The sequence below is a fragment of the Micromonospora sp. NPDC000668 genome (assembly GCF_042897975.1).
In the GTDB taxonomy this organism is placed as follows: Bacteria; Actinomycetota; Actinomycetes; order Mycobacteriales; family Micromonosporaceae; genus Micromonospora.
This window is the reverse complement of the sequence record NZ_JBIAYP010000003.1, coordinates 230,575-255,194: the sequence shown is the minus strand read 5'-3', so window position 1 is coordinate 255,194 and position 24,620 is coordinate 230,575. Positions and strand designations below refer to the sequence as shown.

The window sequence follows — 24,620 nt, the reverse complement described above, 5'->3', positions numbered from 1 at the left end:
GGCTGAGCGGCGACGCGGGATCAGCGACCGGCGGTCACCGACCGCCGGTCGTCGCGCGTCCGGCGTCGGCGCATCTTGCGGATCACCCACCAAACCACCATGACGACGAAGATCGCGACGATCCCGTAGTTGAACCAGTCGCTGTACCGCTCGACGTCCTGCCAACGGCTGCCGAGCGCGTAGCCGGCTCCGACGATGAGGGAGTTCCACACCCCGCTGCCGATCGTGGTGAGCAGGATGAACTCGCCCAGCGGCATCCGGTTCGCCCCGGCCGGCACGGAGACGAGGCTGCGGACCACCGGCACCACCCGGCCGATCAGCACCGCCCAGCGGCCGTGCCGCTCGAACCAGCGGTCGGCCTTCTCCAGGTCGTCACGATCCACCAGCGGGATACGGTCCAGCCAGCGCTTGAGCCGCTCCTCGCCCAGCGCCGCGCCGAGCCAGTAGAGCACCAGCGCGCCGACCAGCGAGCCGACCGTCGCCGCCAGCACCACGAGCACCACGTTGAACCGGCCCTCGCTGGCCAGGTAGCCGGCCAGCGCCAGCACGATTTCGCTGGGGATGGGCGGGATGATGCTCTCCAGCGCCACCAGCAGCGCCACACCGACTGGCCCCATGCTCTCGATGACGCTGGCCACCCAGCCGGTCAACCCAGTGAACTTGGACGGGTCGACATTCTGGGCGAGCGCCATGATCGTCCTTCCGTGTCGGCTGCCGGGGATCGGATGGTCATACCCCGTCGGCCGAGGGGCACACCTGCCGGTGAGCCGGGCCACCCTGTCCTGGCGGTCAGTGCTCCGGGTGCAGCGCGATGTCGGCCGGTCCCTGCCGCCAACCGGTGAACACCACAGCCAGGCCGGCGCGGACCGGAGCGCAGCAGAACGGGCCGGCCATGGCCTCGACCGCCGGGTCCAGCGGGGCGAGCCGGACCAGTCGCCACGGCTCGCCGTCGGCCCGGGCCCGGACGGTTAGTGCGTTGCCGGCGCGGCTGACCCGGACGGTCACCTCCCGGCCCGCCCACTCCGGCACCGGCGCAACCGACCAGTCGGAGAACTCCCGGGTCACCACCGCACCGAGCTGGAGCTCGCCGTCGCTCAGCTCGACGCCGGCCTTGACCCAGGTGCGTTCGTCCACCCGGACCAGCGCGCCGGCCTGGTCGAACTGCCCGCTGAGGTCGAGCCGGAAGCTCACCTCCATGGCGCTGCCGACCGGCAGCGGGGCCAGCAGGGCGGGGCCGTTGTCGTGCACGAACCCGTAGCTGGTCCGCCGCCAGAAGTCGCTCTCCGCCGCCGGTTCGACGACCAGCTCACCCGCCGGGCCCTCCTCGGCGCGGACCGGCTGGTGCAGCCAACCGCCCCGGGCCCAGTCCAACGGTTGGCTCGGCGGTACGAGGTCGATCTCCATGACCGGCACCGTACCGGCCGGAAAGAGCCGACCGCGGTCCGCCACCGGCCGGGGCGGGTTTGCCGCGATGATCAACCGGAGAAGTTCTTCCGGCATGGGTGACCGTTGGTACTCCGAAGCCGTCGTCTACTGCCTCGACATCGACACGTACGCCGACTCCGACGGCGACGGGGTCGGTGACATCCGCGGGCTGATCGGCCGGCTGGACTACCTGGCCCGGCTGGGGGTGACGTGCCTGTGGCTGCACCCGATCCACCCGTCGCCCAACCGCGACGACGGCTACGACGCCACCGACTTCTACAACGTGGACCCGCGCTTCGGCACTCTCGGCGACTTCGCCGAGCTGCTGCACCAGGCGCAGAACCGGGGCATCCGCGTGATCATCGACCTGGTGGTCAACCACACCTCCGACGAGCACCCGTGGTTCCAGTCCGCCCGCTCCTCGCCGGACTCGCCGTACCGCGACTGGTTCGTCTGGTCCGACACCGAGCCGGACGACCGGCACCAGGGCATGGTCTTCCCCGGCGAGCAGAACGAGACCTGGAGCTACGACCGCACCGCCAAGGCGTGGTTCTACCACCGGTTCTACAAGTTCCAGCCGGACCTGAACTTCGCCAATCCGGAGGTCCGGGCGGAGATCAAGAAGATCATGTCGTTCTGGCTCCAGCTCGGTGTCTCCGGCTTCCGGATGGACGCGGTGCCGTTCATCATCGAGCTGACCGAGCCGGGCAACCCGAACTCGCCGAAGGACTTCGAGTTCCTCACCGAGCTGCGCCAGCACGTGCAGTGGCGGCGCCCCGACGCCGTCCTGCTGGCCGAGGCGAACGTCGAGCCGGACCAGTTGCCCACGTTCTTCGGCGACGCCGGCGGCTCCGGCAACCGGATCCACATGCTCTTCGACTTCATGCTCAACGGCCGTCTCATCCTGGCCCTGGCCCGGCAGGACCCGGAGGCGCTGATCGAAGCGCTGCGGGACACTCCGAAGCTGCCCGTCGGCGGCCAGTGGGCGACCTTCCTGCGCAACCACGACGAGATCGACCTGTCCCGGCTCACCACCGAACAGCGCAACCAGGTGTACGCGGAGTTCGGCCCGGACGAGAACATGCGCATCTACGACCGGGGCATCCGTCGCCGGCTCGCCCCGATGCTCGGCAACGACCGGCGTCGCATCGAGCTGGCGTACGCCCTGCAGTTCTCGCTGCGCGGCACTCCGGTGCTGCGCTACGGCGAGGAGATCGGGATGGGCGAGGACCTGTCGCTGCCCGGTCGGGAGGCGATCCGTACCCCGATGCAGTGGTCGTACCAGCCGAACGCCGGCTTCTCAACGGCGGACCCGGAGAAGCTGGTCCGTCCCGTGATCGACAAGGGTGAGTTCGGCTACCAGAAGGTCAACGTCACTGCCCAGCGGGGCGACTCGAAGTCGCTGCTCGCCTGGTTCGAGCGCATGATCGGGACACTGCGCGAGGCGCCGGAGATCGGCTCCGGCTCGACCACCCACATCGACGTGCCGATGCCGGCCGGAGTGCTGGCGCACCGGGCGGACGGGCGGACCGGGACCATGGTCTTCCTGCACAACCTGGGCACCGACGACGTCGAGGTGGACCTGAGCAGCCTGGAGGCGGAGGCCGACCTGCCGATCGACGTGCTCACCGACCGTGGCTACGGCGAGTTGGGCAAGCTCGGTGCGGTCAAGCTCTCCGGCCACGGCTACCGCTGGATCCGCCTCTGCCGGGGCCCGGCCTGCTGACGCTAAGCTCCTTCGATCGACCCCACGTTACCGGGAGGTAATCATGTCGGAGGAGCCCCGCGTCGCCATCGTCACCGGAGCCGCGCGCGGTATCGGCGCGGCCACCGCCCGGCGGTTGGCCGCCGACGGGATGGCTGTCGCCGTGGTCGACATCGAGGAGGCGGCGACCAAGGAGACGGTGGACGCCATCGCCGGTGCCGGCGGCCGGGCGCTCGGTGTGGGCGCCGACGTGTCCGACCGGGCACAGGTCGAGGCGGCCGTGGAACGGGTGGCCGCCGAGCTGGGCGCGCCCACCGTGCTGGTGAACAACGCCGGCGTGCTCCGCGACAACCTGCTGTTCAAGATGACCAGCGCCGACTGGGACACGGTCATGGGCGTGCACCTGCGCGGCGCGTTCCTGTTCAGCCAGGCGGCCCAGAAGCACATGGTGGACCGCAAGTGGGGGCGGATCGTCAACCTGTCCAGCACCTCCGCGCTTGGTAACCGGGGCCAGGCGAACTACGCCGCCGCCAAGGCCGGCCTCCAGGGCTTCACCAAGACGCTCGCCATCGAGCTGGGTCCGTTCGGGGTGACCGTCAACGCGGTCGCGCCCGGCTTCATCGTCACCGACATGACCGCGGCCACCGCCGCCCGCATGAAGGTCGACTTCGACGACTTCCAGAAGCACGCCGCCGCCGAGATCCCGGTACGCCGCCCGGGCCGGCCGGAGGACGTCGCGCACACCATCTCGTTCCTGGCCAGCGAGGGAGCGGGGTTCGTCTCCGGCCAGGTCATCTACGTCGCCGGTGGCCCGCGGGACTGACCCGTACCCCCGCGCCTCCGCACTCCCGACGAGGGCGCTCCGTTTGCATGGAGCGCCCTCGACGCGCGCCAGAGCCGGGTCAGGCGGTGCTGCTGGTCAGTCGGTGTCGCGGCGGGTGCGCCAGAGCCAGAGCAGGCCGAGCACCGGCAGCACCAGCGGGATGTACCCGTACCCGCTGCCGAACTGCGACCAGACCGTCTCGTCCGGGAAGAGTTCCTTGTCGACCACGCTCAGGACGCCGACCGCGAGCACCCCGACCAGTTCCACCGTGCAGCAGGCCAGTGCGACCCGCCGGCCGGTGTGCCCGGCGCGGGCCAGCCCCACCGCGGCCACGATGTAGATGAGTGCGGCCAGCGCGGAGAGCAGGTACGCCACCGGTGCCTCGTCGAACTTCGTGGCGATCTGCAGGCCCGCCCGGCTGGTCGCCGCGATGGCGAAGAGCAGGTACACCGCGATCAGCAGCCGGCCCGGACCGGTGTTCGTGGCGCGCCGCGCCGGTCGTGTCTCAACCACCGAGCACCTCCCAGGTCTGCTGCAACCGGACCACCACCACCGGGGCTACCAGGCAGACCGCGCAGACGATCGCCGAACCCCAGCGGGTCGGCTCCATCCGGGCCAGCACCCAGGCCAGCGGCGGCAGGCAGACGAGCGTGACCAGGTAGCCGAAGAAGGCACCGGGCTCGCCGGGCCGGTCCCCGCCGCCGACCGCGACCAGCGCCAGCACACTCAACGCGAGCAGCGCCAACTCGAGTACGCCCAGGCCGATGAACTGCACCCGGTCCGGCGGCCGCTGGCGTAGCGCCGCCACCAGTGCCCACACCGCGACGAGCAGCGACAGCACGATGGAAGCCGTCGCGAGGATCCCGTCCACCGGTGAGTCGGCGCCCACGCTGGTCACCGGACCCACCCGGTCGTTGCCTCGGTCACCGGCACAGCCTACTAACCGTCGTAGTAAACGAGTGATGCCGCCTGGCTGTCTATCGCCGCTCGCTGTCGAGCTGCCCCACAAATGGGGCAGTGGCAGGGGCGGGCACTTTTTGGTCTGAGCGTCGATGGCCCATATCTGGGGCAGCTCGACAGGCGCCAATCAGGCATCGGCTCTGCCGGCCCGCGCCGGAACCTCCGGGCTCCGGTTGGTCAACCCGCTGCCGGCACGCCTGGTGGGGCGACTAGCGTGGATCTCGCCCGTGGCGTCGCCGCGGTGAGGGGAAACGGCGGAGGTACACGTGCTGCGGTTCGGCTTGTTCGGCACCGGTCACTGGGCGATTGAGACGCACGGGAAGGCGCTGCACGCACACCCGGACGCGGAACTGGTCGGGGTGTGGGGGCGTAACCCGGAGCGGGCCGCCGCGCTGGCCGAGGTGTACGGGGTGCCGGCGTTCGCCGACGTCGACGCGCTGCTCGAGGTGTGCGACGCGGTCGCCGTCGCGCTGCCGCCGGACATCCAGGCCGACATCGCGGTCCGGGCGGCCACCGCCGGCCGGCACCTGCTGCTGGACAAGCCGCTGGCGCTCACCGTCGCCGACGCCGACCGGGTGGTCGCCGCCGCCGAGGCGTCCGGGGTCGCGTCGGTCATCTTCTTCACCCAGCGGTTCCAGCCGAACGTGACCGCTTTCCTCGCCGCGACCGCGGCCGCCGGGGGCTGGCAGCACGGTCGGACCACCGCGTTCGCGTCGATCTTCCAGGAGGGCAGCCCGTACGGCGGTTCGCTGTGGCGGCGCGAGCACGGCGCGCTCTGGGACATCGGCCCGCACGCGCTCTCGATCATCCTGCCGGTGCTGGGCCGGGCGACTCAGGTGGCCGCGATGAACGGCCCGAGCGGGATGGTGCACCTGCTGCTCACCCACGATGGTGGGGCCACCAGCAGCGCCTCGCTCTCCCTGGACGCACCGCGCGAGGCGATGGCCCGGGAGTTCGTGTTCTACGGCGAGAACGGCATCGAGACCGTCCCGCTCGGGGAGAACGACCCCGCGACGGCGTTCGGCGTGGCGATCGACCAGCTCATCGAGCAGGTTCAGGCGGGTACCCGGGACCACCGCTGCGACGTCCGCTTCGGCCGGGAGGTCGTCGGCATCCTCGCCGCCGCCGAAATCGCCCGCACCGAATCCCGCACAGTCCCCCTCCCGTAACCCCACCCCCACCCCCACTCACCGGGGGATGGGTCGGCGGCGGGGGAAATGGGTGGAGGGCGGGGTTGGGGTTGGTTAGGGTGGCGGGCATGTTCACGCATGCCCTGATCGAGGGGGTCGGTACGCCGGCCGCTCGGGGCCACTTGTTGGTGTCCCGCCCGCGAGTCCGGCGTCCGGCCCTGGCCGGCCGGGACGCGACCCGCCGCTGATCGGTTCACCCTCGCGGCGAGCCGGGGCTGAGCCCCGCCGCCGCTGATCGGCTCATTCCTGCCGCCGCACCCGGGGCTGTCGCCCCGTCGCTGCCGCACCGCCGCGTTCCCGCGCCATCGTCCAGGGCCGTCCGAGTCCCGATCCACTCGGACAGGCCCGGAATCCCGGCTGCCTGTCCAGCCCGTCGCCGAACGGCGACAGACAGGACGAAGACCCGTGGCGCCCCGCAAATCCCGACCTACCGAACGCGACCGGTCCCGTCGTGTACTCAGCCAGAACTTTCTCGCCGACCCGACCGCCGTGGCACGGCTGGTCCGCGCCGCCGACCCCGATCCGGACGGGCTCCTACTGGAGGTCGGCGCCGGTCGTGGCCAGCTGACCCGGCCGCTCGCCGCCCGATGCGCGCGACTGACGGCGTACGAGGTGGATCCGGCCGCCGGCCGGGAGTTGGCCGCCGTCTGCGCGACCCTGCCCACCGTCGAGCACCGACAGGCCGACTTCCTGGCCGCCGAGCCACCACCGGAGCCGTTCGCGGTGGTCGGCAACATCCCCTGGTCGCTGACCTCGGCCGTGGTGCGGTGGTGCCTTGCCGCGCCCCGGTTGCGCTCGGCCACCCTGCTCACCCAGTTGGAGTACGCCCGGCGGCGCAGCGGCGACTACGGCCGGTGGACCCGGCTCACCGTCTCGACCTGGCCGGAGCTCGGCTGGCGGCTGGCCGGACGGGTACCACGTACCGCGTTCCGGCCGGTGCCGGCGGTGGACGCCGGGATCCTGCGCATCGAGCGTCGGGCGGAGCCGCTGCTACCCCGGGCGGCCCTGCCGGCGTACCAGCGGCTGGTGGCGGTGGGCTTCGAGGGAGTCGGCGGCTCCCTCGCCGCGAGCCTGCGCCGGCATCACCCGCCGTCCCGGGTGGCGGCCGCGCTGCGGGCCACCCGGATCGCATCGGACACCCCGGTCGGCTACGTCTGGCCCGAACAGTGGCTGGTGCTGTTCCGCCTGCTGCACGCCCGGTGACCCCACCGCCCCGATCAGGTGCGGGTGGTCAGCGCGGCGCTCAACTCGTCCGGCGACTCGAACTGCTCCACCGGCAACGCCTGGAACATCTGCAACATCGCCGTGCTGGCCCCGTTCTCCTGCCCCCAGCGGACCAGATCCTCGCGCGAGACCGGGTAGTCGAGCCCGGCCAGGTACTCCTGCAACTGAACCCCGGTGACGGTCATGTCGGCCGGCTACCCGCTCGCTCCACCCGTACACCGGTCGGCCGGACGGCCGGTGTACGGCGTGTCGCCCGCGGCGCGCCGACGGTTTGTCGCAGCGGCCGCCGGGTAGCCGCTGACATGCTGGTTCAGCGGCTCGGCGCGCCGAGCGACTTCGACCCGTTGCTGGAGCGCGTCCGGGACGCCCGGGTGGTGATGATCGGCGAATCCACCCACGGCAGCTACGACTACTACCGGCTGCGCGAGCAGCTCACCCGCCGGCTGATCGCGGAGTGCGGCTTCTCGTTCGTGGCCGTGGAGGGCGACTGGCCGGACTGCGACCGGGTGCACCGCTCGGTCACCGCCGCGCCGGGCGGGGCGCTCGATCCACAGATCGCGCTCGATCGGTTCGAGCGGTGGCCGACCTGGATGTGGGCGAACGCCGAGGTGGCCCGGTTCTGCCGGTGGCTGCGGGCGTGGAACGTGGAACGGCCGGAGGAGCAACGGGCCGGATTCCACGGGCTCGATGTGTACAGCCTCTGGGAGTCGATGCAGGCCATCTTCGACTACCTGGGGGAGGAGGATCCGACCTCGCTGGAGGCGGCGCAGGACGCGTACCGGTGCTTTGAGCCGTACGGCAAGCGGGTCGAGGAGTACGGCGCGGCCAGCCGGTTCGTCTCCGCCCGCTGCGAGGAGGAGGTGGTCCGGCTGTTGGCCCGGACCCGGGAACATGCCCTCTCCGACGGTCCGGACCGCTTCTCGGCCTGGCAGAACGCGGAGGTGGTGGCCGGCGCGGAGCGCTACTACCGGGCGATGGTGGCCGGTGGGCCGGATTCGTGGAACATCCGCGACACCCACATGCAGGACACCCTGGACCGGCTGCTGGACCGGTACGGCCCGGACGCCCGAGGGATCGTCTGGGCGCACAACACGCACGTCGGGGACGCCCGGGCCACCGACATGGCCGCGGACGGGATGATCAACATTGGTCAGCTGGCCCGGGAGCGGCACGGCGACGACGCGGTGACGCTGATCGGCTTCGGCAGCTATCGCGGGACGGTGATCGCCGCCCCCCGGTGGGGCTCGACGCCCGAGCCGATGGTGGTGCCACCGGCCCGGGAGGGGTCGGTCGAGCGGCGGATGCACGAGTTGATGCCGGATCGGGCGGTCCTGGTCTTCGGCGGGGAGGACCAGCCCGGCTGGGTCACCGACACCGTGGACCACCGGGCGATCGGCGTCGTCTACGACCCGTCCTTCGAGTCCTGGGGCAACTACGTGCCGACCCGGCTCGGCGAACGCTACGACGCCTTCATCTGGTGTGACGAGACCACCGCCCTGCACCCGCTGCCCGTCCCGGCCGCCCCTGGCGAGATGGAGACCTACCCAGCCGGCGTCTGACCAGGCCCGCACCGCGGAGGCGTGGTGTCCGAAATGCCACCACGCCTCCGCGGTCGAGCGGGTCAGACCCGGGTCGGCGTGCGCTCGGTGAGGTGGTTCCGCAGGCCCTCGCCCTCGATGTCGACGTTCGGCAGGACGCGGGACAGCCAGCGGGGCAGCCACCAGGCCCGGTCGCCGAGCAGCGACATCACCGCGGGAACGATGGTCATCCGGACCACGAAGGCGTCGATGGCCACACCCACGGCGAGCGCGAAGCCCATCGACTTGATCACCGGGTCCTCCAGGAAGACGAAGCCTCCGAAGACCGAAATCATGATCAGCGCGGCGGCGGTGACCACCCGGGCACCGTGCCCCATACCGCTGATGGTGGCCTGCCGGGCGGACTCGCCGTGCACGAAGTCCTCCCGCATCCGGGACACCAGGAACACCTCGTAGTCCATCGCGAGCCCGAACAGGATGCCGATGAGCAGGATCGGCAGGAAGCTGATCAGCGGGGCCGGGGTGTCCAGGCCGACCAGGTCGGCGAGGTGCCCCTGTTGGAAGACCGCCACCGTGATGCCGAACGTGGCGGCGACGGTGAGCAGGAAGCCCAGTGCGGCCTTGATCGGCACCAGCAGCGAGCGGAAGACCAGCATCAGCAGCAGTACGGAGAGCCCGACCACCAGCAGCAGGTAGGTCGGCAGCGCGTCGGAGAGCTTCTCGGAGACGTCGATGCCGACTGCGGTGGCCCCCGTGAGCAGTACGTCCGCGTCGCGGATCCCGCCCACCGAGCCACGGATCTCGTGCACCATCGTCTCGGTGGCCTCATCGGTCGGGCCGGTCTTCGGCACCACCCCGAGCAGCGCGGTCCGGCCGTCCGGGCTGACCTGCGCCGGCGCCACCGCGAGCACGTTCTCGGTGCGCTGGAGCAGGGCGGTGACCTGCGGCACGGCGGCCGAGGTGGCCTGCGGCGTGTCGCCGGCGACCACCACCGCGAGCCGGCCGGTGAAGCCCGGTCCGAAGCCCTCGGTGGTCAGGTCACTCGCCACCCGGGCGGGCGAGCCGACGGCCGCCGTCGAGGGGTCCGGCAGAGCCAGCCGCATGTCCGGTGTGGGCAGCGCGAGCAGCCCCAGGCCGAGCAGGCTGAGCAGGATGACCGGTACCCGGAACCGGGTGACCAGCCGCGCCCAGCGGAAGCCGAACGAGGACCGGTCCTCGTTCGGCGCGTTCCCGACGGACGGCCGGTCGTTGACGTCCGGACCGTCGACCAGTGCGACGTCACCGGCACTCGCGGAGTCGGCGGCGACCGATCGCAGCCGGCGGGGGAGCACCCGGAGGCCCGCGAAGCCGAGCAGCGCGGGCTGGAGGGTGATCGCGACGAGCACCGCGACGGTGACCGTGCCGGCGGCGGCGAAACCCATCACGGTGAGGAACGGGATGTTCACCACGGCCAGCCCGGCCAGGGCGATGACCACGGTGGCGCCCGCGAAGACCACGGCGGAGCCAGCGGTACCCACGGCCCGGCCGACCGCCTCCTCCGGGGACAGGCCGTCGAGCAGGTTCTGCCGATGCCGGGAGGTGATGAACAGCGAGTAGTCGATGCCGACCGCGAGGCCGAGCATCAGTGCCAGGATCGGCGCGGTGCTGGTCAACTCGATGACGCCGCTCAGCGCGAACAGACCGGCCATGCCGACGCCCACGCCGATCAGGGCGTTGAGCATGGTCATCCCGGCGGCCACCAGTGAGCCGAAGGTGATGATCAGAACGATCGCGGCGACCAGTACGCCGAGCGCCTCGGTGGAGCCGATCTCCGGCTCACCACCCAGCACCTCGCCACCCGGGGCGACCTGCCAACCCTTGGCCTCGGCGGCGGCACCGACCTCCTCGTACGCGGTGCGCTGCTCATCGCTCACCCCGTCGGCGCCGGTCGCGAACTGGACCTGGACCAGTGCGTACCGGCCGTCGGGCGAGACCGCGCCGACCTGGAACGGGTCGACCGCACCGACCACGCCGGGCAGCGTGGAGGCCTGCTGGACCAGCTCCTGCACCACGGCCTGGCCCTCGGGGCTGGCCAGTTGGCCGTCCCCCGGCGCCTTGACCGCGATGGTGCCGGTGGCGCCGCTGGCCGCGGGGAACTGCTCGGCGAGCAGGTCGAGCGCGCGCTGGCTCTCGGTGCCGGGCATGGTGAAGTTGCTCGCCGTCGGGCCGCGCAGGGTCGCTGCGGCAAGGCCGGCGACGACGAGTACGACGAGCCAGAGCGCGACGACGAGCCGTCGCCGGCGCAGCGCGCCCCGGCCGAGCCGGTAGAGCAGGGTGGCCATCAGGATTCCTTGTCCTCGGTCGTGGGTGGTTGGGGCAGGCGTGTGTCGTCGACGGGTTCGAGGGCCTGCCGGACGAGGGAGAGCAGGGCGACGCGCAGTTCGTCGTCGGGAATGTCGACGAACTCGGCGCACGCCTCGGGGATGCCGGCCAGCAGCACCAGCGCCGTGATCCGGGCTACCGGCCGGTCGGAGTGCCCGGCCAACGCGTCTCGCAGCCGTTCGGAGATCTGCTGGATGTGGGCGAAGGCCGGCTGGCAGAGCAGCTCCGAGAACTGACCGCGGAGCAGCGCGATCTCCCCCCGGAACCGGACCGCGAGGTCGACGAAGCCCACGCCGGCGGCCTGCTGGGCGGCCGCGCCGGTCAGCCCGGTGAGCTGGTCGTCGAGGTCCCGCAGGACGGCGATCGCCGGGGACATCAGCTCGGCGAGCAGGGCTTCCTTGTTGGCGAAGTGGTACAGCACGGTGGCCTTGGAACAGCCGACCTCGCGGGCGATGTCCTGGAGCGAGGTGCCCCGGTAGCCGGTCACCGCGAACCGCCGCGCCGCCGCGGCGAGGATCTCGCCGTGCGTGTCGAAAACCGCCTTGGCCATCACTGGTCCACCTCCGCAGACCAGCATGCCTGACCGATCGGTCAGACCCTGACCGATCGGTCAGATTGCCGGGGTGGCGTTCCCCACACCGCCGACCGGTTTAACCGGCGTGCTCGGTGTCGTACCTGGTCCGGGCCTCGGCGATGGCCCGGCGGTGCCGCTCGGCCCAGCTGGTCAGCGCCACCAGCGACTCGTAGAGCTCCAGCGCCATCGGGGTGGCCGTGTACTCGACCTTGGGCGGGACGGTCGGATAGACCGTGCGGTGCAGCAGGCCGTCCCGTTCCAGGTTGCGCAGGGTCAGCGTGAGCATCCGTCGACTGATCCCCTCGATGTGCCGCTCCAGTTCGGTGAAGCGCACCGGGCCGTTCGAGGCCGCCACCAGGATGCCGATGCTCCACTTGCCGCCGACCCGGTCGAGCACCTCGCGGACGGTGCACGCCCGGGCCTGCCCCGGGGTGAACGGCACGTTCCCGGCCGCGCAGGTCAGCTCGGCCTGGACCAGCGCGGACACATCGCTGTTCCTCTGGGACATAACAGTGCCTCCTTCCGCTCAGGCTCATGGTCACAGACGATGGCGTCGGTAACAAACCGTGCACCAAGGAGGGGTCCCCATGGACCGTGTCGTCCCGTCCCGCTGGCCAGCGCTGCTCGTGCTCTGCGCCGGCAGCCTGATGATCATCCTGGACGGCAGCGTGGTCGCCGTGGCACTGCCCGCCGTGCAACGCGACCTGGGCTTCACCGCCGCCGGCCTGGCGTGGGTGGTCAACGCCTACCTGGTCGCGTTCGGCGGGCTGCTGCTGCTCGCCGGCCGCCTCGGCGACCTGCTTGGCCGCCGGCGGGTCTTCCTGGCCGGCGTCGCGCTGTTCACCCTGGCCTCGCTGGCCTGCGCGGTCGCTACCGGGCCGGCCCTGCTGGTCGCCGCGCGCTTCGGTCAGGGCGTCGGCGGCGCGCTGGCCATGGCGGTCAGTCTCGGCATGATCGTCCGGCTCTACCCCGAGCCGGCCGAGCGGGCCCGCGCGATCGCCGTGTTCAGCTTCACCGGGGCGGCTGGCGCGTCGGTCGGCACGGTGGCCGGTGGCGTGCTCACCGACCTGGCCGGCTGGCGGTCGATCTTCCTGATCAACCTCCCGATCGGGGCGGTGATCCTGCTCGCCGCCGTCCGCCGGCTCCCCGCCGAGCGGGGGATCGGCCTGCGGGCGGGCCTGGACCTGCCCGGCGCGCTGCTCGCCACCGCCGGCCTGATGGCCGCCGTGCTGAGCATCGTGGGGACCGGCGAGCATGGCTGGACGAGCCCACGGACCCTCGGTGCGGCGGCGCTCGCGGCGCTGCTGCTCGGCGGGTTCGCCATGCGCCAACGGGTGGCGGCCACTCCGCTGCTGCCGGCCCGGGTGCTGCGCGTTCCGGGCCTGGTCGCGGCGAACGCCGTGCAGTTCCTCATGGTCTCCGCGTACTTCGGCTTCCAGTTCCTGCTCGCCGTGGAGCTGCAACTGGTGCTCGGGCTGGATGCGGCCGCCACCGGCTGGGCCTTCCTGCCCACCCCGGTGGTGATCGCGGTGGTGTCGCTCGGCCTGGCCGGTCGGCTGATCGCCCGGTGGGGTGCCCGGACCGTGCTGCTCGCCGGGCTCGGTCTGGCGACCGTCGGCTTCCTGCTGCTCGCCCGGCTGCCCGCCGACGGCGGCTATCTCGCCGACGTACTCCCCTCGATGGTGGTCTTCGGGATGGCCGGTGGCCTGACCCTGCCGGCGGTCACCACGCTGGCCATGGCCGGCGCGACCGACGCGGACGCCGGGCTCGCCTCCGGGCTGGCCAACACCACCCAGCAGGTCGGCGGTGCGGTCGGACTGGCCGCGCTGGCCACCCTGGCCGCCACGCGCGCCGACGGCCTGCGGGCCGCCGGCTGGGCCGAGACGGCCGCGCTGGCCGGCGGCTACCGGATGGCGTTCGCCGTCGCCGCGGCCCTGGTGATCGCCGCGCTGCTGGTCGCGTTGACCACGCTGTCCGGCGACCGGCCCACTGCGCCGCGCGTCGAAACCGATCGGCAGCGAAGCGCCGCGTCCAGTTGACCGACGGCGCCGGTGCCGGGAGGGTGAGCGGGTGAGCGAGGCTGAGGAAACCCGGGACGGGGTGGCCCTGACCAACCTGGACCAGCCGCTGTCCGACCGCGACGACGCGACCAAGCGCGACCTGGTCGACTACCTGGACGCGGTCCGGGACCGGATCCTGCCGCAGCTGCGAGACCGGCCGCTGTCGGTGATCCGGGTCCGCCCCGGCCAGCCGCCGTTCATGCAGAAGAACCTGCCCCGGTACACCCCGGACTGGGTCCGCCGGGTGCCGGTCTGGGCGGAGGCGTCGCACCGGGAGATCTCGTACGCCCTCTGCGACGACCGGCGCACCCTGCTCTGGTTCGCCAACCAGCGGGCCGTGGAGTTCCACCCGACGCTGGCCACCGCGGCGGACCTGCACCGCCCGACCCACCTGGTGCTCGACCTCGACCCGCCGGAGGGGGACGGGTTCGGCGCGGCGGTCGCCACGGCGCTGCTGGTCCGCCAGGCGCTCGCCGACGTCGGCCTGGCCGGGGCGGTCAAGACCAGCGGCGCCAAGGGCGTGCACGTCTTCGTCCCGGTGGCCGACGAGCCCACGGCGGAGGAGTTGGCCGCGGCCACCCGGGCGCTCGCCGTCCGCGCCGAGCGGCTCGACCCGGCGCTGGCCACCACGGCCTACATCAAGGAGGACCGGGGCGGCCGGGTCTTCGTGGACGCCACCCGGGCCGGCGGGGCGACCGTGGCGGCCACGTACAGCCCGCGGCTGCGCCCTGGGCTGCCGGTCTCCTTCCCGGTCGACTGGGCCGACCTGCCCCAGGTGACCCCGGCCGACTTCACCATCCGGACCGTGCCGTCGCTGGTGGCCGGGGCCGACCCGTGGGTGGCGCTGATGCCGGCGCCGCAGCCGCTCCCCGCCGACCTGGTGGCCGAGGGGCGAGCCATCCCGGTGGCCCGCGTGCAGGCCATGCACGAGGGCAAGCGCCGGGCCCGCGCCCGCCGACAGACCGGCTGACGGCACGCGCTGCGGTCCGGTCCGGGCGCTCGCTGTCGCGGCGCGGCTCCCCCTCCCAGTCGGGCAGGGGAGCCGCGACCCTTCAGCGCCCCTGCAAGCGCTTCACGTTGTCGCCGAACGTCCAGCCCTTTGACCCGTCCCAGTTCGCCGACCAGGTCATCAGGCCCTTGAGGCCGGGTATGGCGTTCCACGACTGCGTGACCAGCGACGTCGACATGTAGCCGCCACCGGCGCCGTTCTGCGCGGGGAGGCCCGGAACCTGCTTGTCGTACGGCACGCGGATGGTGGTGCCCTGGATGGTCAGGCCGTTGTTCAGGCACTGCGTCTGCACCGTGAAGCCCTGCACCGTGCCAGCGGGGTACGAGTCGCCGGCGCAGCCGTACATGCTGCCGTTGTAGTACTGCATGTTCAGCCACCAGAGCCGGCCGTTGTCCACGTACTTCTTGATGATCGGCAGGTACGAGCCCCAGATCGAGCCGTAGACCACGCTGCCGCCGGTGACGTAGGCCGTCTCCGGTGCCATGGTCAGGCCGAAGTTCGACGGCATCCGGGCCAGGACTCCGTCGATGATCCGGATCAGGTTGGCCTGCGACGTGGAGAGGGTGTTGATGTTCCCGCTACCGGTCAGGCCAGTCTCGATGTCGATGTCGATGCCGTCGAAGTGGTAGGCCGTGAGGATCGGCACGATCGTCGCGATGAACCGGTCGGCGACCGCGCTGGAGCTCAGGTCGATGCCCGCCGCGGCCCCGCCGATCGACATCAGGATCGTTGCGCCGGCCGCTTTGGCCTGGCACATCTCGGCTGGGGTGGCCACCTTGACGCCAGCGTCCATGCCGTTCTCCCAGAGCACCGTGCCGTCTGAGCGGATCACCGGGAAAGCCGCGTTGATCACGTTGTAGCCGTGCTGGCTGAGCCGGCTGTCGGTGATCGGGATCCAGCCGAGGCCGGGGTGTACGCCGTTGGAGGCGCCATCCCAGTTCTCCCAGTAGCCCTGCAGCACCTTGCCGGCGGGCCGCGACTTCACCCCGCAGGTCCCACCGGTCGGCGGCGGCGTGGTCGGTGGCGGCGTGGTGGGTGGCGGTGTGGTGGGCGGCGGTGTGGTCGGTGGCGGTGTGGTCGGTGGCGGGGTGCCTCCCGAGCACGCGCCCAGGTCACGCCACAGCGACGGGGTCGCGGCCGGGTTCCAGCCCGCGCCGGGGTGTGCGGTGTGGGTGACCAGAGCCTGGTAGAGCCGGCCGCCATAGGTGACCTGGGCACCCGCCGGGTAGGTGTTGCCCTCGGCCCAGGCCGGTGCGGTACAGGCGACCAGCAGGGCGGCGTCCGCCGAGGACACGGCGGCCATGCTGCTGGGGACGAAGGCGACGGCGGCCGCGACGGTCATCGCCGCCCCGGCTACCACTGCGAAAATCCGACGGCTTCTCATGGCTCACTCCCCAGGCTTCGACGACCCGCGACCTCCACATATTGACGTCCGTGATGTTTAATATCAAGGGTTGTTAACAGATTCGGCTGGCGTCGCCTCGGACGGGGACATCGGCCCCATACGTCCATGATCCGGTAGATGTCTCCGGCCATGGTCGCGTTGCCCCCCGGCCTCGCGGGGGTAGGGCCTGCCCCACCGGCGAACTTCCCGCTCACCGGCTGTCATCTGGACAGACCGCTTCGTAGCGTCGCAGGAAAGTCATCGAAGACGATTCCTGTCCGTTCCGGAGGTGGTCACGTGAATTTCTCCATCGGAGACCCGCCCGTCGAGAATCGAGCGTCGTCCGGGACGCTCTCCCGGATCGTCGACGTCGACGCGTTGCGCGCCGTGGCGCTGCTCCTCATCCTGGTCGTCAACATCGCCTTCTTCGCCTCCGGCTATTCCTTCCAGCTGGTTCCGGATCCCGCGCACGACTCGTGGGGCGACCAGGCGGTCCGGTGGCTGGTCGAGCTGCTCCTCACCATGAAGGCGTACCTGCTCTTCTCCTTTCTGTTCGGCTACAGCTTCACCCTCCAGCTCGATTCCGCCGCGCGGCGCGGCGTCGACTTCGCCCCACGGTTCCGGCGACGGCTGGCCGGGCTCTTCGTGCTCGGCATCCTGCACGCGGTGCTGCTGTTCCAGGGCGACATCCTGACCACGTACGCATTGCTCGGTCTGGTCCTGCTCGGCATGCGGCGAGTCGGCGCCGGGACCGCGCTGCGCGCCGCCGTACTGCTGACCGGCGGGATCGGCTTCGTCCTCGCGCTCGCCGCCACGGGCGGGACCCAGCTGGTCACCGATCCGGCGACGGCACTCGCGGCGGGGCAGCGGTCCACCGAGGCACTACAGGGCGGGATCGGCTCGGTGATCACCGAGCACGTACGCCAGCTGCCGGCGATGTTCGGCACGCTCCTCGTGCAGGGGCCGCTCGCCCTCTCGGCCTTCCTCTTCGGTTACGCGGCCGGGCGGCGCCGGCTACTCACCGACGTCGTCGGGAACCAGCAGCTCCTGCACCGGGTGCAGCAGCTGGGCTATCCGGTCGGCCTGGCCGGTGCGGTGATCTTCGCATCGGGCGGGGGCACCGCCAACCTGACCGGGCTGACGGCGGGCGTGCTCACCGCGCCGCTGCTCGCGGCCGCGTACGCCGCCACCCTGCTCCAGTTCTTCCAGACCGCCCGGGGGCGGCGGGTCGTCGCCGTACTCGCGCCGGCCGGCCGGATGTCCCTGTCGAACTACCTGGGTCAGTCGCTGCTCTGCGTGCTGGTCTTCACCGGCGTCGGGCTGGGCCTCGCCGGTGCCGTCGCACCCCCGGTCGTCGTACTCATCGCGGTCGCGATCTACTGCGTGCAGCTCGCCGCCAGCGCGGCATGGATGGCCCGGTTCCGGTACGGACCGATGGAGTGGCTGTTGCGGGCCTGGACCGAGCAGCGGTGGCCACGGCTGCGGGCCGCGGACCCGGCATGACGGGTCCCGGTACCGGCGCTGCCCGGCTGGGAGATCGTGCAGTGCCTATGCCAGCTCTTGCAGCCGGTCCAGGCTGGTTTGTTGGGCTGGAGTCAGGTGAAGGCTCTCTGCAGCGAGATTCTCTTCCAAATGGTCCACCCGGGCGGTGCCGGGGATCGGGAGCATCACCGGCGAGCGACTCAGGAGCCAGGCGAGCGCAATCTGGGTGGGGGTGGCGCCGACCTCGGATGCTACGGCGGCGATCCCCGCCTTCGCCCCCGACGTTCCTGCCGCGACCGGCCGCCACGGCAGAAACGCGATGCCTGCCCGCTCACAGGCCATGAGGACGGGCTCATGCTCGCGGTCGAGCACGTTGTACCGGTTCTGCACGCTCGCCACATCAACGATCTGACGCGCCTGGTCCAACTCGGCAACGGTGACCTCGGACAGCCCGATTCGGCCGATCTTGCCTTCAGCCTTCAGCTCCCGCAACGTACCGAGTTGCTCGGCCAGCGGCGTCTCTGGATCGATCCGGTGCAGCTGGAGCAGCTCGATTCGCTCGACGCGCAGCCGGCGCAGAGCCTGCTCGACTTGCGCGCGCAGGACGGCCGGCCGCCCGTCCAGTTTCCACTCCCCTTGCGGGCCTGATCGCGCAACGCCGACCTTGGTCGTGATGAGCAGCCCGTCCGGATAGGGGTAGAGGGCCTCGGCGAGAAGCTCCTCGTTTGCTCCTCCGCCATACAGGTGGGCGGTATCGATCAGCGTGACGCCCAGCGCGACGGCCCGCCGGATCACCGCCAGAGATGCCTCGCGGGCAGCGCCCGCCTCGGTCGGCAGGCGCATGGCACCGAACCCGAGCCGGCGTACCTCCAGATCTCCTCCGATACGGAACGTTGTCGATGTCATTCTGTCTCCCCTGTTGAGGGGGCAACGCTAACAGCACGCTCTTGCGCTGATGGTCAGCGTTCAGCCGACGCGGATGTCATGCTGCTCGCGATTGGCGAGCACCTCGTCCATGTGCGCCTCGGCCCAATCCTTGACGGCGCGCATCAGGTGGTGGAGCGAGAGACCCAGGTCGGTCAGCTCGTACGTGACGGTGACCGGCACGGTTGCCGTCACGGTGCGGGTGACCAGGCCGTCGCGTTCGAGGGAGCGCAGCGTCTGGGTGAGCATCTTCTGGCTGACGCCGGCCAGCCGGCGGGCCAACTCCGAGTAGCGCATCGCTCGCGGCTCGCCGACACGGTTGCTGCCGGGGGCATGCGGGCCGTCGCTGCCGAGTGCCGCCAGGATCAGCGTCACCCACTTGTCGGAGATCCGGTCGAGTAGCTGGCGGCTGGGGCAGCGTGCGAGGAACGCGTCGTAGTCCGCCTGCGCCTGTGCCCGCCTCTGGGCTGCCGTCCGTGTTGGCATCGACTGCTCCTTCCTACCGGGCGGTGCCCTACGCACTCTGAGGTGCGTACTTCCTAGTGGAGAGTTACCCCTCAATAGTGATGTGGGAAGACCGCCGAACACAAGCCATGAGGAGCGAACCCATGAGCATGTCCACCTACCGCACCGCCGTCGTGCGCACCCCGGGCGCACCCGGCTCGATCGAGATCATTGACGTTCCCGTAACTGAGCCCCGGCCCGGCGAGGTCCGGGTCGAGATCGCCGCTGCGCCGGTCAACCCCGTCGACCTCGGGGTCGCGGGTGGCTTCTTCCACGCCATGGGACTGATCAATCAGGCGGAGCGTACCGGCCTGGGTTGGGACTTCGCCGGCATCGTGGTAGCCGCCGGCCGCGGCGTGGACCTGACCGTAGGTACCCGGGTCGCCGGTCTGGTGGCTGGGTTCGACCGCGACTTCGGCACCTACGCCGAACAGCTCGTCGTGCCGGCCGCCGACCTCGCCGTCGTGCCTGACGGGCTGGACCTGGTCGCGGCGTCGACGGTGCCGCTCAATGGGCTGGCTGCGGCGCAGATCGTCGACCTGCTCGGCGACGCGCCCACCGGCGGTAACCGGCTGCTGGTGACCGGGGCGGCCGGCGCGGTCGGGGGGTACGTCGCCTCGCTCGCGCAGGACCGCGGCTGGCGCGTGACCGGCCTGGCCCGAGCCGAGGACGAGGAGTTCGTCCGCAGCCTCGGCGCCGACTTCACCGCCCGAGCCGAGTCGGGCTGGGACGCGGTCGCCGACGGTGCTGCCCTGCAGGAGCAGGGTCTCGCCCTGGTCCGCGACGGCGGGGCCTTCGTCGGCGTCCGGCCGAACGCCGTGCCGGCCATGGAGCGTGGGATCACCGTAGCCGCCGTGGTAGCGCACCCCGACGGCCCTCGATTGGGTGACCTGCTCGCCCGCACCGCGTCCGGCGAACTGCCGGCCCGAGTGCACACGGTCATGCCGCTGGACCAGGTCGACGACGCCCACCGGGCGATGGCGAAGGGTGGGGTGCGCGGTCGCTACGTGCTCCAGCCCTGGGCACACGACTAAGGCCCCTGACCGGGGTTTACCCTGTCAGAGGCCTTACGTGCGATTCAACGATGGTGCCCCCGGCAGGATTCGAACCTGCGCCCCCGCCTCCGGAGGGCGGTGCTCTATCCCCTGAGCTACGGGGGCTCAGCGACTGGAGAAGACTAGCAAACCTCCTCCGTGAACGCCGAATCGGTATCCGGTGACCCGATCGTGTCGCCAACCGCCCGATCGCCCTGGTGGTCAGCCGCCCGACCGCCCGGGGCGGTCAGGCGGCGAGGGCCCGTAGCCGTCAGGCGGCGGCGATCACCCGACCGCAGCTGGGCAGCGGGTGCAGCACGATCCGCCGGGGGAGTCGCCGGGGCCACTCGTTGCGTGGCCAGGAGCCGTCCACGATCAGGTGCACGGTGCGCTGCTCCTCCCCGCTGAGTCGCAGCACGAAGTCCCGGGGGAGCGGCGGGTCCACCGTCGGCGTGGTGATCATGAAGCGCACCCGACCGCGGGACGAGACGGCGGAGATCACGTCGGCCGCCGGCATGGTGCCGCGCAGCCGGACCCGCCCGAGCCAGTAGACCTCGGCGAGGTGCTCCTGGGCGGCCCGGGTGATCGCCGGGTACTCGCTGCGTACCCAGCGCTCGACCGCGCTGACGCAGAGCCCGCAGGCCCGCTCGCGCGGCTCCCGCGGACCCAACCCCCAGGCCCGCAGGTACGCCCCGACCGCCCCCGCGTCCAGCGGCAGGTCGAACCGGCGCTGGATGAGCGTGGTGAGGCTCTGCCGCGTCCACAGCTCCTCGTCCAGGCCGAACTCGTCGGGGTGGACGCCCCGGAGCGCGTCGATCAGTTCGAGTTCCTGTTCGCGGCTGAGCATTCCCGGCTCGCCCTGCCGCTGTCCGCGACGGACGGCTGCCACCGCCCCGTCACCGCCGATGGTGTGGCGCCGGCACCAGCTGGTGACCGAACGCCGTGCGTCTCTGAGTGCAACCCCCACGTCCTGCGCAACGAGCCCGAATCGCAACTGGTCACGATATGTGCGGAGAAAACTCTCTAAGCAACGTAATCGGTTGCACCGCTCAAAACGCCCATACGGAACTTCAGGGACAAGATGGGGTCGTTCCCACCACATGACGCGGGCCCGCGCCCCGCCGGTCCACGGCGGTGACGCGGGCCCGATGTGCCCGTCCGGTAGGTCAGCCCTTGGCCTGCGCCTGGAGCTGCCGGAGGTTGTTCAGCTCGCTCTGCTGGGTGGACTTCATGGTCCGCGCCACCCGCAGCACCTCGGCGTTGTCGGTCTCGCCGAGCACCGCGTCGATCATGTGGATGCCGCCCAGGTGATGATTGATCATCAGGTCCAGGAACTGCCGGTCGACCTCGATGCCCTGGGCGTCACGCAGGGCGGCCATCTCCTGCGGGGTGGCCATCCCCGGCATCAGCCCGTCCTTGACAGTGGCCCCGTCGGACATCCACGACATCGGCGGCTGCGACCCGGTCGGGCTCAGCTCCCACTGCCGCAGCCAGGTCTGCATGGCGCCGATCTCGCCCTGCTGCCCGCTGGCGATGTCGACTGCCATCTGCCGCACCCCGGGCAGGGTCGCCGACCGGTACGCGGTCAGGCTCATCTCCACCGCCTGGGTGTGGTGCGTGGTCATGTCCCGCGCGAAGCCCGCCTCCACCGAGGTGTCACCCGGTCGGGTGAGCCCCGGGGTGAGCAGGCCGCCGCCGAACCCGAGCAGCAGGCCCACCACGAGCATGGCGGTCAGCGCCAGCACGCCGTAGCGCCGCGCCGGGGCCCGGCCGCCCTGGTCCGGGGCGGCCGGAGCCTCGTCGTGCTCGCTGTCAGTGGTGGCGGGAGCAGTCATCGCCGTCCTTACTGGGTGGGCATCTGGGAGTCGAGGTCACGCGGCGTGGTGCCGGTGGCGGTGACGCCGGTGTTGCACAGCGCGGTCGGGCCCTCGATGGAGGCGTTCACCCGCAGGTCCTTGATGAACTCGTCGATCCGCGCGTCGTCGGCGTTGTCGACCTTGAGCTGGAAGCCCCACGCCTGAAGCGAGATCGGCTTGTCCAGGCCCTCGTACGGGCTCATCATCATCTTCTCGACGCCGCGGACCTTGCCGGCGAGCTTGTCGATCTGGTCCTGCGGCAGGCCTGGCCGGTAGGTGATCCAGACGGCGCCGTGCTCCAGGCTGTGCACCGCGTGCTCGCTGGCGATCGGGGCGTCGTACACGTCACCCATGCAGTTCTGCCAGGTGGCGTTGTGCACCCCGCCCACCGGCGGCGAGTACTTGTAGGTCAGCGGGCCGGACTTGTGTGCCTCGTACTTGAGGCTCTCCGGGTCCGACTTGCGGTAGTTGACGATGCCGTCGATGGCGCTCGCCCGCTTGTCCCACGGCTTGGCACCCTGGAACGACGCCCAGGCGCCGTACCCGATGATGCCGGCGGCGAGCACGCCCACGGCGACGAAGAGCGCGATCGGGCCCCACGCGCGGCCCTGGCTCACCTTGACCGGGGTGACCGGCTTGCGGGGGCCCTTGCCACCTGCCCGCGGAGTGCCCGCAGGCTTGCCCGCCGGCTTGCCGGAACCGGCCTTGGCGCCGGACGCCGGCCGGCCTGCGGCCGGCTTCTTGCCGGTGCTGACCACGGTCGGGCGGCGCTCAGGGCCACCGGGGGTGCTGATGCTCATCGTGCCTCGTCAAGTCGGTCGGTCAGGGATGTTGGCGGGCCGGATGACGCGGTGGGTAGCCGCCGAGTGCCCGAGTCTACCCCCGATAACATGGCTGGGTGACTCCTGCAGAACTCGCCTCGGTCGTCCTCACCGCTGCCCGCGCCGTCTTCAGCGAGCGTGGCCTGGACCAGGCCGCGCTGCCGGAGCGTACGGCGGTGGAGCGACCCCGCAACCCCGAGCACGGCGACTACGCCTCCACGCTCGCCCTGCAGTTGAGCAAGAAGGTGGGCGTTCCGCCGCGCGAGCTGGCCGCCGCGCTGGCCGACGAGCTGGGCCGGGCACCCGGGGTCAAGTCGGTGGAAATCGCCGGCCCAGGCTTCCTGAACATCCGGCTGGACGCGGCCGCCGCCGGCCAGCTCGCCCGGGTGATCGTCGAGGCCGGCGCGGAGTACGGCCGCAGCGACCGGCTCGCCGGCGAAAAGATCAACCTGGAGTTCGTCTCGGCCAACCCGACCGGCCCGGTGCACATCGGCGGAGTCCGCTGGGCGGCCGTCGGTGACGCGCTCAGCCGGCTGCTGCGGGCCACCGGCGCCGAGGTGGGCACGGAGTACTACTTCAACGACGCCGGGTCGCAGATCGACCGGTTCGCCCGCTCGCTGCTCGCCGCCGCCAACGGCCAGTCCGCGCCCGAGGACGGCTACGGCGGGGCGTACATCGGGGAGATTGCCGCCGAGGTGCAGGCCCGCCGGCCGGACGTGCTGACCCTGGACGACGCCGCCGCCCAGGAGGTGTTCCGGGTCGAGGGCGTCGCGCTGATGTTCGACGAGATCCGCTCCTCGCTGCGCGACTTCGGGGTGGAGTTCGACACCTACTTCAACGAGAAGGACCTGCACGACCGGGGTGAGCTGGACCTCGCCCTGGCCCGGCTGCGTGAGCAGGGCCAGGTCTACGAGTCCGAGGGCGCCACCTGGCTGCGGACCACCGACTTCGGCGACGACAAGGACCGGGTGCTGCGCAAGTCCAACGGCGAGTGGACGTACTTCGCCGCGGACTGCGCCTACTACCTGGACAAGCGGGAGCGCGGCTTCGAGCGGGTCGTGATCATGCTGGGCGCCGACCACCACGGCTACATCGGCCGGATGAAGGCGATGGCCGCCTGCTTCGGCGACGACCCGGAGCGCAACCTGGAGATCCTGATCGGGCAGCTGGTCAACCTGCTGCGCGACGGCGCCCCGGTGCGGATGAGCAAGCGGGCCGGCACCGTGATCACCCTGGAGGACCTGGTCGAGGCGATCGGGGTGGACGCCTCCCGGTACGCGCTGGCCCGCTACTCCAGCGACTCCCCGATCGACATCGACATCGAGCTGTGGACCCGGGCCACCCGTGACAACCCGGTCTACTACGTGCAGTACGTCGCCGCCCGGACGGCGGGCGTGGCCCGCAACGCCGCCGAGGTGGGGCTGCTCCAGGGCGGCGCCGACGACTTCCGCCCCGAGCTGCTCGGGCACGAGAAGGAGAACGAGCTGCTCAAGGCGCTCGCCGAGTTCCCGGCGGTGGTCGCCACCGCCGCCGAGCTGCGCGAGCCGCACCGGGTGGCCCGCTACCTGGAGGAGAGCGTCGCCGCCTCCTTCCACCGGTTCTACGACAACTGCCGGGTGCTGCCGTTGGGCGACGAGGAGGTCACCGACCTGCACCGGGCCCGGCTCTGGCTCAACAACGCCACCCGCACGGTGATCGCCAACGGTCTGCACCTGCTCGGCGTCTCCGCACCCGAGAGGATGTGAC

At 71.5% G+C, this 24,620-nt stretch carries 24 protein-coding genes and 1 tRNA gene; 10 read left to right on the top strand and 15 right to left on the bottom strand.

Going from position 1 to position 24,620, the window contains the following annotated elements; translation table 11 throughout:
• Nucleotides 1-20: 20 nt before the first annotated feature.
• Nucleotides 21-692, bottom strand: a complete 672-nt coding sequence (locus ACFY29_RS17360) for a DedA family protein (RefSeq protein WP_328419924.1) — start codon at nt 690-692, stop codon at nt 21-23.
• Between the two features lie 97 nt (nt 693-789).
• Nucleotides 790-1,404, bottom strand: a complete 615-nt coding sequence (locus tag ACFY29_RS17355) for a DUF1349 domain-containing protein (protein WP_386987246.1) — start codon at nt 1,402-1,404, stop codon at nt 790-792.
• Nucleotides 1,405-1,498: 94 nt separating this feature from the next.
• On the opposite strand from ACFY29_RS17355, the gene ACFY29_RS17350 reads away from it, so the two are divergent.
• Together ACFY29_RS17350 and fabG are read left to right on the top strand one after the other, a co-directional pair.
• On the top strand, nt 1,499-3,151 hold the full coding sequence (locus tag ACFY29_RS17350; RefSeq protein ID WP_328419920.1) for an alpha-amylase family protein: 1,653 nt from the start codon (nt 1,499-1,501) through the stop codon (nt 3,149-3,151).
• A gap of 43 nt (nt 3,152-3,194) precedes the next feature.
• On the top strand, nt 3,195-3,953 hold the full coding sequence (fabG, locus tag ACFY29_RS17345; RefSeq protein WP_328419918.1) for a 3-oxoacyl-ACP reductase FabG: 759 nt from the start codon (nt 3,195-3,197) through the stop codon (nt 3,951-3,953).
• A gap of 96 nt (nt 3,954-4,049) precedes the next feature.
• On the opposite strand, the gene ACFY29_RS17340 is transcribed toward fabG, so the two are convergent.
• Nucleotides 4,050-4,466: a hypothetical protein gene (locus ACFY29_RS17340; RefSeq protein ID WP_386987241.1), complete on the bottom strand. Its 417-nt coding sequence runs from the start codon at nt 4,464-4,466 to the stop codon at nt 4,050-4,052.
• Entirely contained in the window at nt 4,459-4,851 is a 393-nt protein-coding gene (locus tag ACFY29_RS17335; RefSeq protein ID WP_386987238.1) for a hypothetical protein, read from the bottom strand. The genes ACFY29_RS17340 and ACFY29_RS17335 overlap by 8 nt, the downstream gene beginning before the upstream one ends.
• 328 nt (nt 4,852-5,179) lie before the next feature.
• Here ACFY29_RS17335 and ACFY29_RS17330 point away from each other — a divergent pair, with 328 nt between their 5' ends.
• Together ACFY29_RS17330 and erm are read left to right on the top strand one after the other, a co-directional pair.
• Nucleotides 5,180-6,082, top strand: coding sequence for a Gfo/Idh/MocA family protein (locus tag ACFY29_RS17330; RefSeq protein ID WP_386987235.1), 903 nt, complete (start codon nt 5,180-5,182; stop codon nt 6,080-6,082).
• A 426-nt stretch (nt 6,083-6,508) separates the two neighbouring features.
• Nucleotides 6,509-7,306 (top strand): ErmE/ErmH/ErmO/ErmR family 23S rRNA (adenine(2058)-N(6))-methyltransferase, encoded by a 798-nt coding sequence (gene erm / locus ACFY29_RS17325; RefSeq protein WP_386987232.1) that lies wholly within the window; start codon nt 6,509-6,511, stop codon nt 7,304-7,306.
• A 14-nt stretch (nt 7,307-7,320) separates the two neighbouring features.
• Here erm and ACFY29_RS17320 read toward each other — a convergent pair whose 3' ends face one another.
• On the bottom strand, nt 7,321-7,512 hold the full coding sequence (locus ACFY29_RS17320; RefSeq protein ID WP_328419910.1) for a DUF2795 domain-containing protein: 192 nt from the start codon (nt 7,510-7,512) through the stop codon (nt 7,321-7,323).
• 117 nt (nt 7,513-7,629) lie between these two features.
• Here ACFY29_RS17320 and ACFY29_RS17315 point away from each other — a divergent pair, with 117 nt between their 5' ends.
• Nucleotides 7,630-8,886 (top strand): erythromycin esterase family protein, encoded by a 1,257-nt coding sequence (locus ACFY29_RS17315; protein ID WP_328419908.1) that lies wholly within the window; start codon nt 7,630-7,632, stop codon nt 8,884-8,886.
• Between the two features lie 62 nt (nt 8,887-8,948).
• On the opposite strand, the gene ACFY29_RS17310 is transcribed toward ACFY29_RS17315, so the two are convergent.
• From ACFY29_RS17310 to ACFY29_RS17300, 3 genes are all read right to left on the bottom strand, one after another.
• A complete protein-coding gene (locus tag ACFY29_RS17310; protein ID WP_386987228.1) occupies nt 8,949-11,186 on the bottom strand; it encodes an MMPL family transporter in 2,238 nt (745 codons plus the stop codon).
• Complete coding sequence (locus tag ACFY29_RS17305) at nt 11,186-11,776, bottom strand: TetR/AcrR family transcriptional regulator (protein WP_386987225.1); 591 nt, start codon at nt 11,774-11,776, stop codon at nt 11,186-11,188. The genes ACFY29_RS17310 and ACFY29_RS17305 overlap by 1 nt, the downstream gene beginning before the upstream one ends.
• A 100-nt stretch (nt 11,777-11,876) precedes the next feature.
• Nucleotides 11,877-12,308, bottom strand: a complete 432-nt coding sequence (locus tag ACFY29_RS17300) for a helix-turn-helix domain-containing protein (protein WP_328419902.1) — start codon at nt 12,306-12,308, stop codon at nt 11,877-11,879.
• Between the two features lie 79 nt (nt 12,309-12,387).
• On the opposite strand from ACFY29_RS17300, the gene ACFY29_RS17295 reads away from it, so the two are divergent.
• Together ACFY29_RS17295 and ACFY29_RS17290 are read left to right on the top strand one after the other, a co-directional pair.
• Nucleotides 12,388-13,839, top strand: coding sequence for an MFS transporter (locus ACFY29_RS17295; RefSeq protein ID WP_386987222.1), 1,452 nt, complete (start codon nt 12,388-12,390; stop codon nt 13,837-13,839).
• The gene (locus ACFY29_RS17290; protein ID WP_386988459.1) at nt 13,811-14,830 is read left to right on the top strand and encodes a DNA polymerase domain-containing protein; all 1,020 of its coding nucleotides are present in this window, start codon (nt 13,811-13,813) and stop codon (nt 14,828-14,830) included. Before ACFY29_RS17295 ends, ACFY29_RS17290 begins: the two co-directional genes overlap by 29 nt.
• A gap of 82 nt (nt 14,831-14,912) precedes the next feature.
• Here ACFY29_RS17290 and ACFY29_RS17285 read toward each other — a convergent pair whose 3' ends face one another.
• On the bottom strand, nt 14,913-16,253 hold the full coding sequence (locus tag ACFY29_RS17285; RefSeq protein ID WP_386987219.1) for a carbohydrate-binding protein: 1,341 nt from the start codon (nt 16,251-16,253) through the stop codon (nt 14,913-14,915).
• 297 nt (nt 16,254-16,550) lie between these two features.
• On the opposite strand from ACFY29_RS17285, the gene ACFY29_RS17280 reads away from it, so the two are divergent.
• The gene (locus ACFY29_RS17280) at nt 16,551-17,756 is read left to right on the top strand and encodes a DUF418 domain-containing protein (RefSeq protein ID WP_386987216.1); all 1,206 of its coding nucleotides are present in this window, start codon (nt 16,551-16,553) and stop codon (nt 17,754-17,756) included.
• Nucleotides 17,757-17,801: 45 nt separating this feature from the next.
• Here the strand turns inward: ACFY29_RS17280 and ACFY29_RS17275 are convergent, their stop codons facing one another.
• Together ACFY29_RS17275 and ACFY29_RS17270 are read right to left on the bottom strand one after the other, a co-directional pair.
• A complete protein-coding gene (locus ACFY29_RS17275) occupies nt 17,802-18,641 on the bottom strand; it encodes an aldo/keto reductase (protein ID WP_386987213.1) in 840 nt (279 codons plus the stop codon).
• Between the two features lie 60 nt (nt 18,642-18,701).
• Nucleotides 18,702-19,145 (bottom strand): helix-turn-helix domain-containing protein, encoded by a 444-nt coding sequence (locus tag ACFY29_RS17270; protein WP_355608643.1) that lies wholly within the window; start codon nt 19,143-19,145, stop codon nt 18,702-18,704.
• A 122-nt stretch (nt 19,146-19,267) separates the two neighbouring features.
• On the opposite strand from ACFY29_RS17270, the gene ACFY29_RS17265 reads away from it, so the two are divergent.
• Nucleotides 19,268-20,197, top strand: coding sequence for an NADP-dependent oxidoreductase (locus ACFY29_RS17265; protein ID WP_386987209.1), 930 nt, complete (start codon nt 19,268-19,270; stop codon nt 20,195-20,197).
• 51 nt (nt 20,198-20,248) lie between these two features.
• On the opposite strand, the gene ACFY29_RS17260 is transcribed toward ACFY29_RS17265, so the two are convergent.
• The 4 genes from ACFY29_RS17260 to ACFY29_RS17245 all read right to left on the bottom strand — a co-directional run bounded on the left by ACFY29_RS17260 (nt 20,249) and on the right by ACFY29_RS17245 (nt 22,853).
• Nucleotides 20,249-20,323 (bottom strand) — tRNA-Arg (locus ACFY29_RS17260).
• Between the two features lie 145 nt (nt 20,324-20,468).
• Nucleotides 20,469-21,164, bottom strand: a complete 696-nt coding sequence (locus ACFY29_RS17255) for a winged helix-turn-helix domain-containing protein (protein WP_328426067.1) — start codon at nt 21,162-21,164, stop codon at nt 20,469-20,471.
• Between the two features lie 199 nt (nt 21,165-21,363).
• The gene (locus ACFY29_RS17250) at nt 21,364-22,032 is read right to left on the bottom strand and encodes a DUF305 domain-containing protein (protein ID WP_386987207.1); all 669 of its coding nucleotides are present in this window, start codon (nt 22,030-22,032) and stop codon (nt 21,364-21,366) included.
• 8 nt (nt 22,033-22,040) lie between these two features.
• Nucleotides 22,041-22,853, bottom strand: coding sequence for a DUF3105 domain-containing protein (locus tag ACFY29_RS17245; protein ID WP_386987204.1), 813 nt, complete (start codon nt 22,851-22,853; stop codon nt 22,041-22,043).
• 98 nt (nt 22,854-22,951) lie between these two features.
• On the opposite strand from ACFY29_RS17245, the gene argS reads away from it, so the two are divergent.
• On the top strand, nt 22,952-24,619 hold the full coding sequence (gene argS / locus ACFY29_RS17240) for an arginine--tRNA ligase (RefSeq protein WP_328419882.1): 1,668 nt from the start codon (nt 22,952-22,954) through the stop codon (nt 24,617-24,619).
• The last annotated feature ends 1 nt before the right edge of the window (nt 24,620 follow it).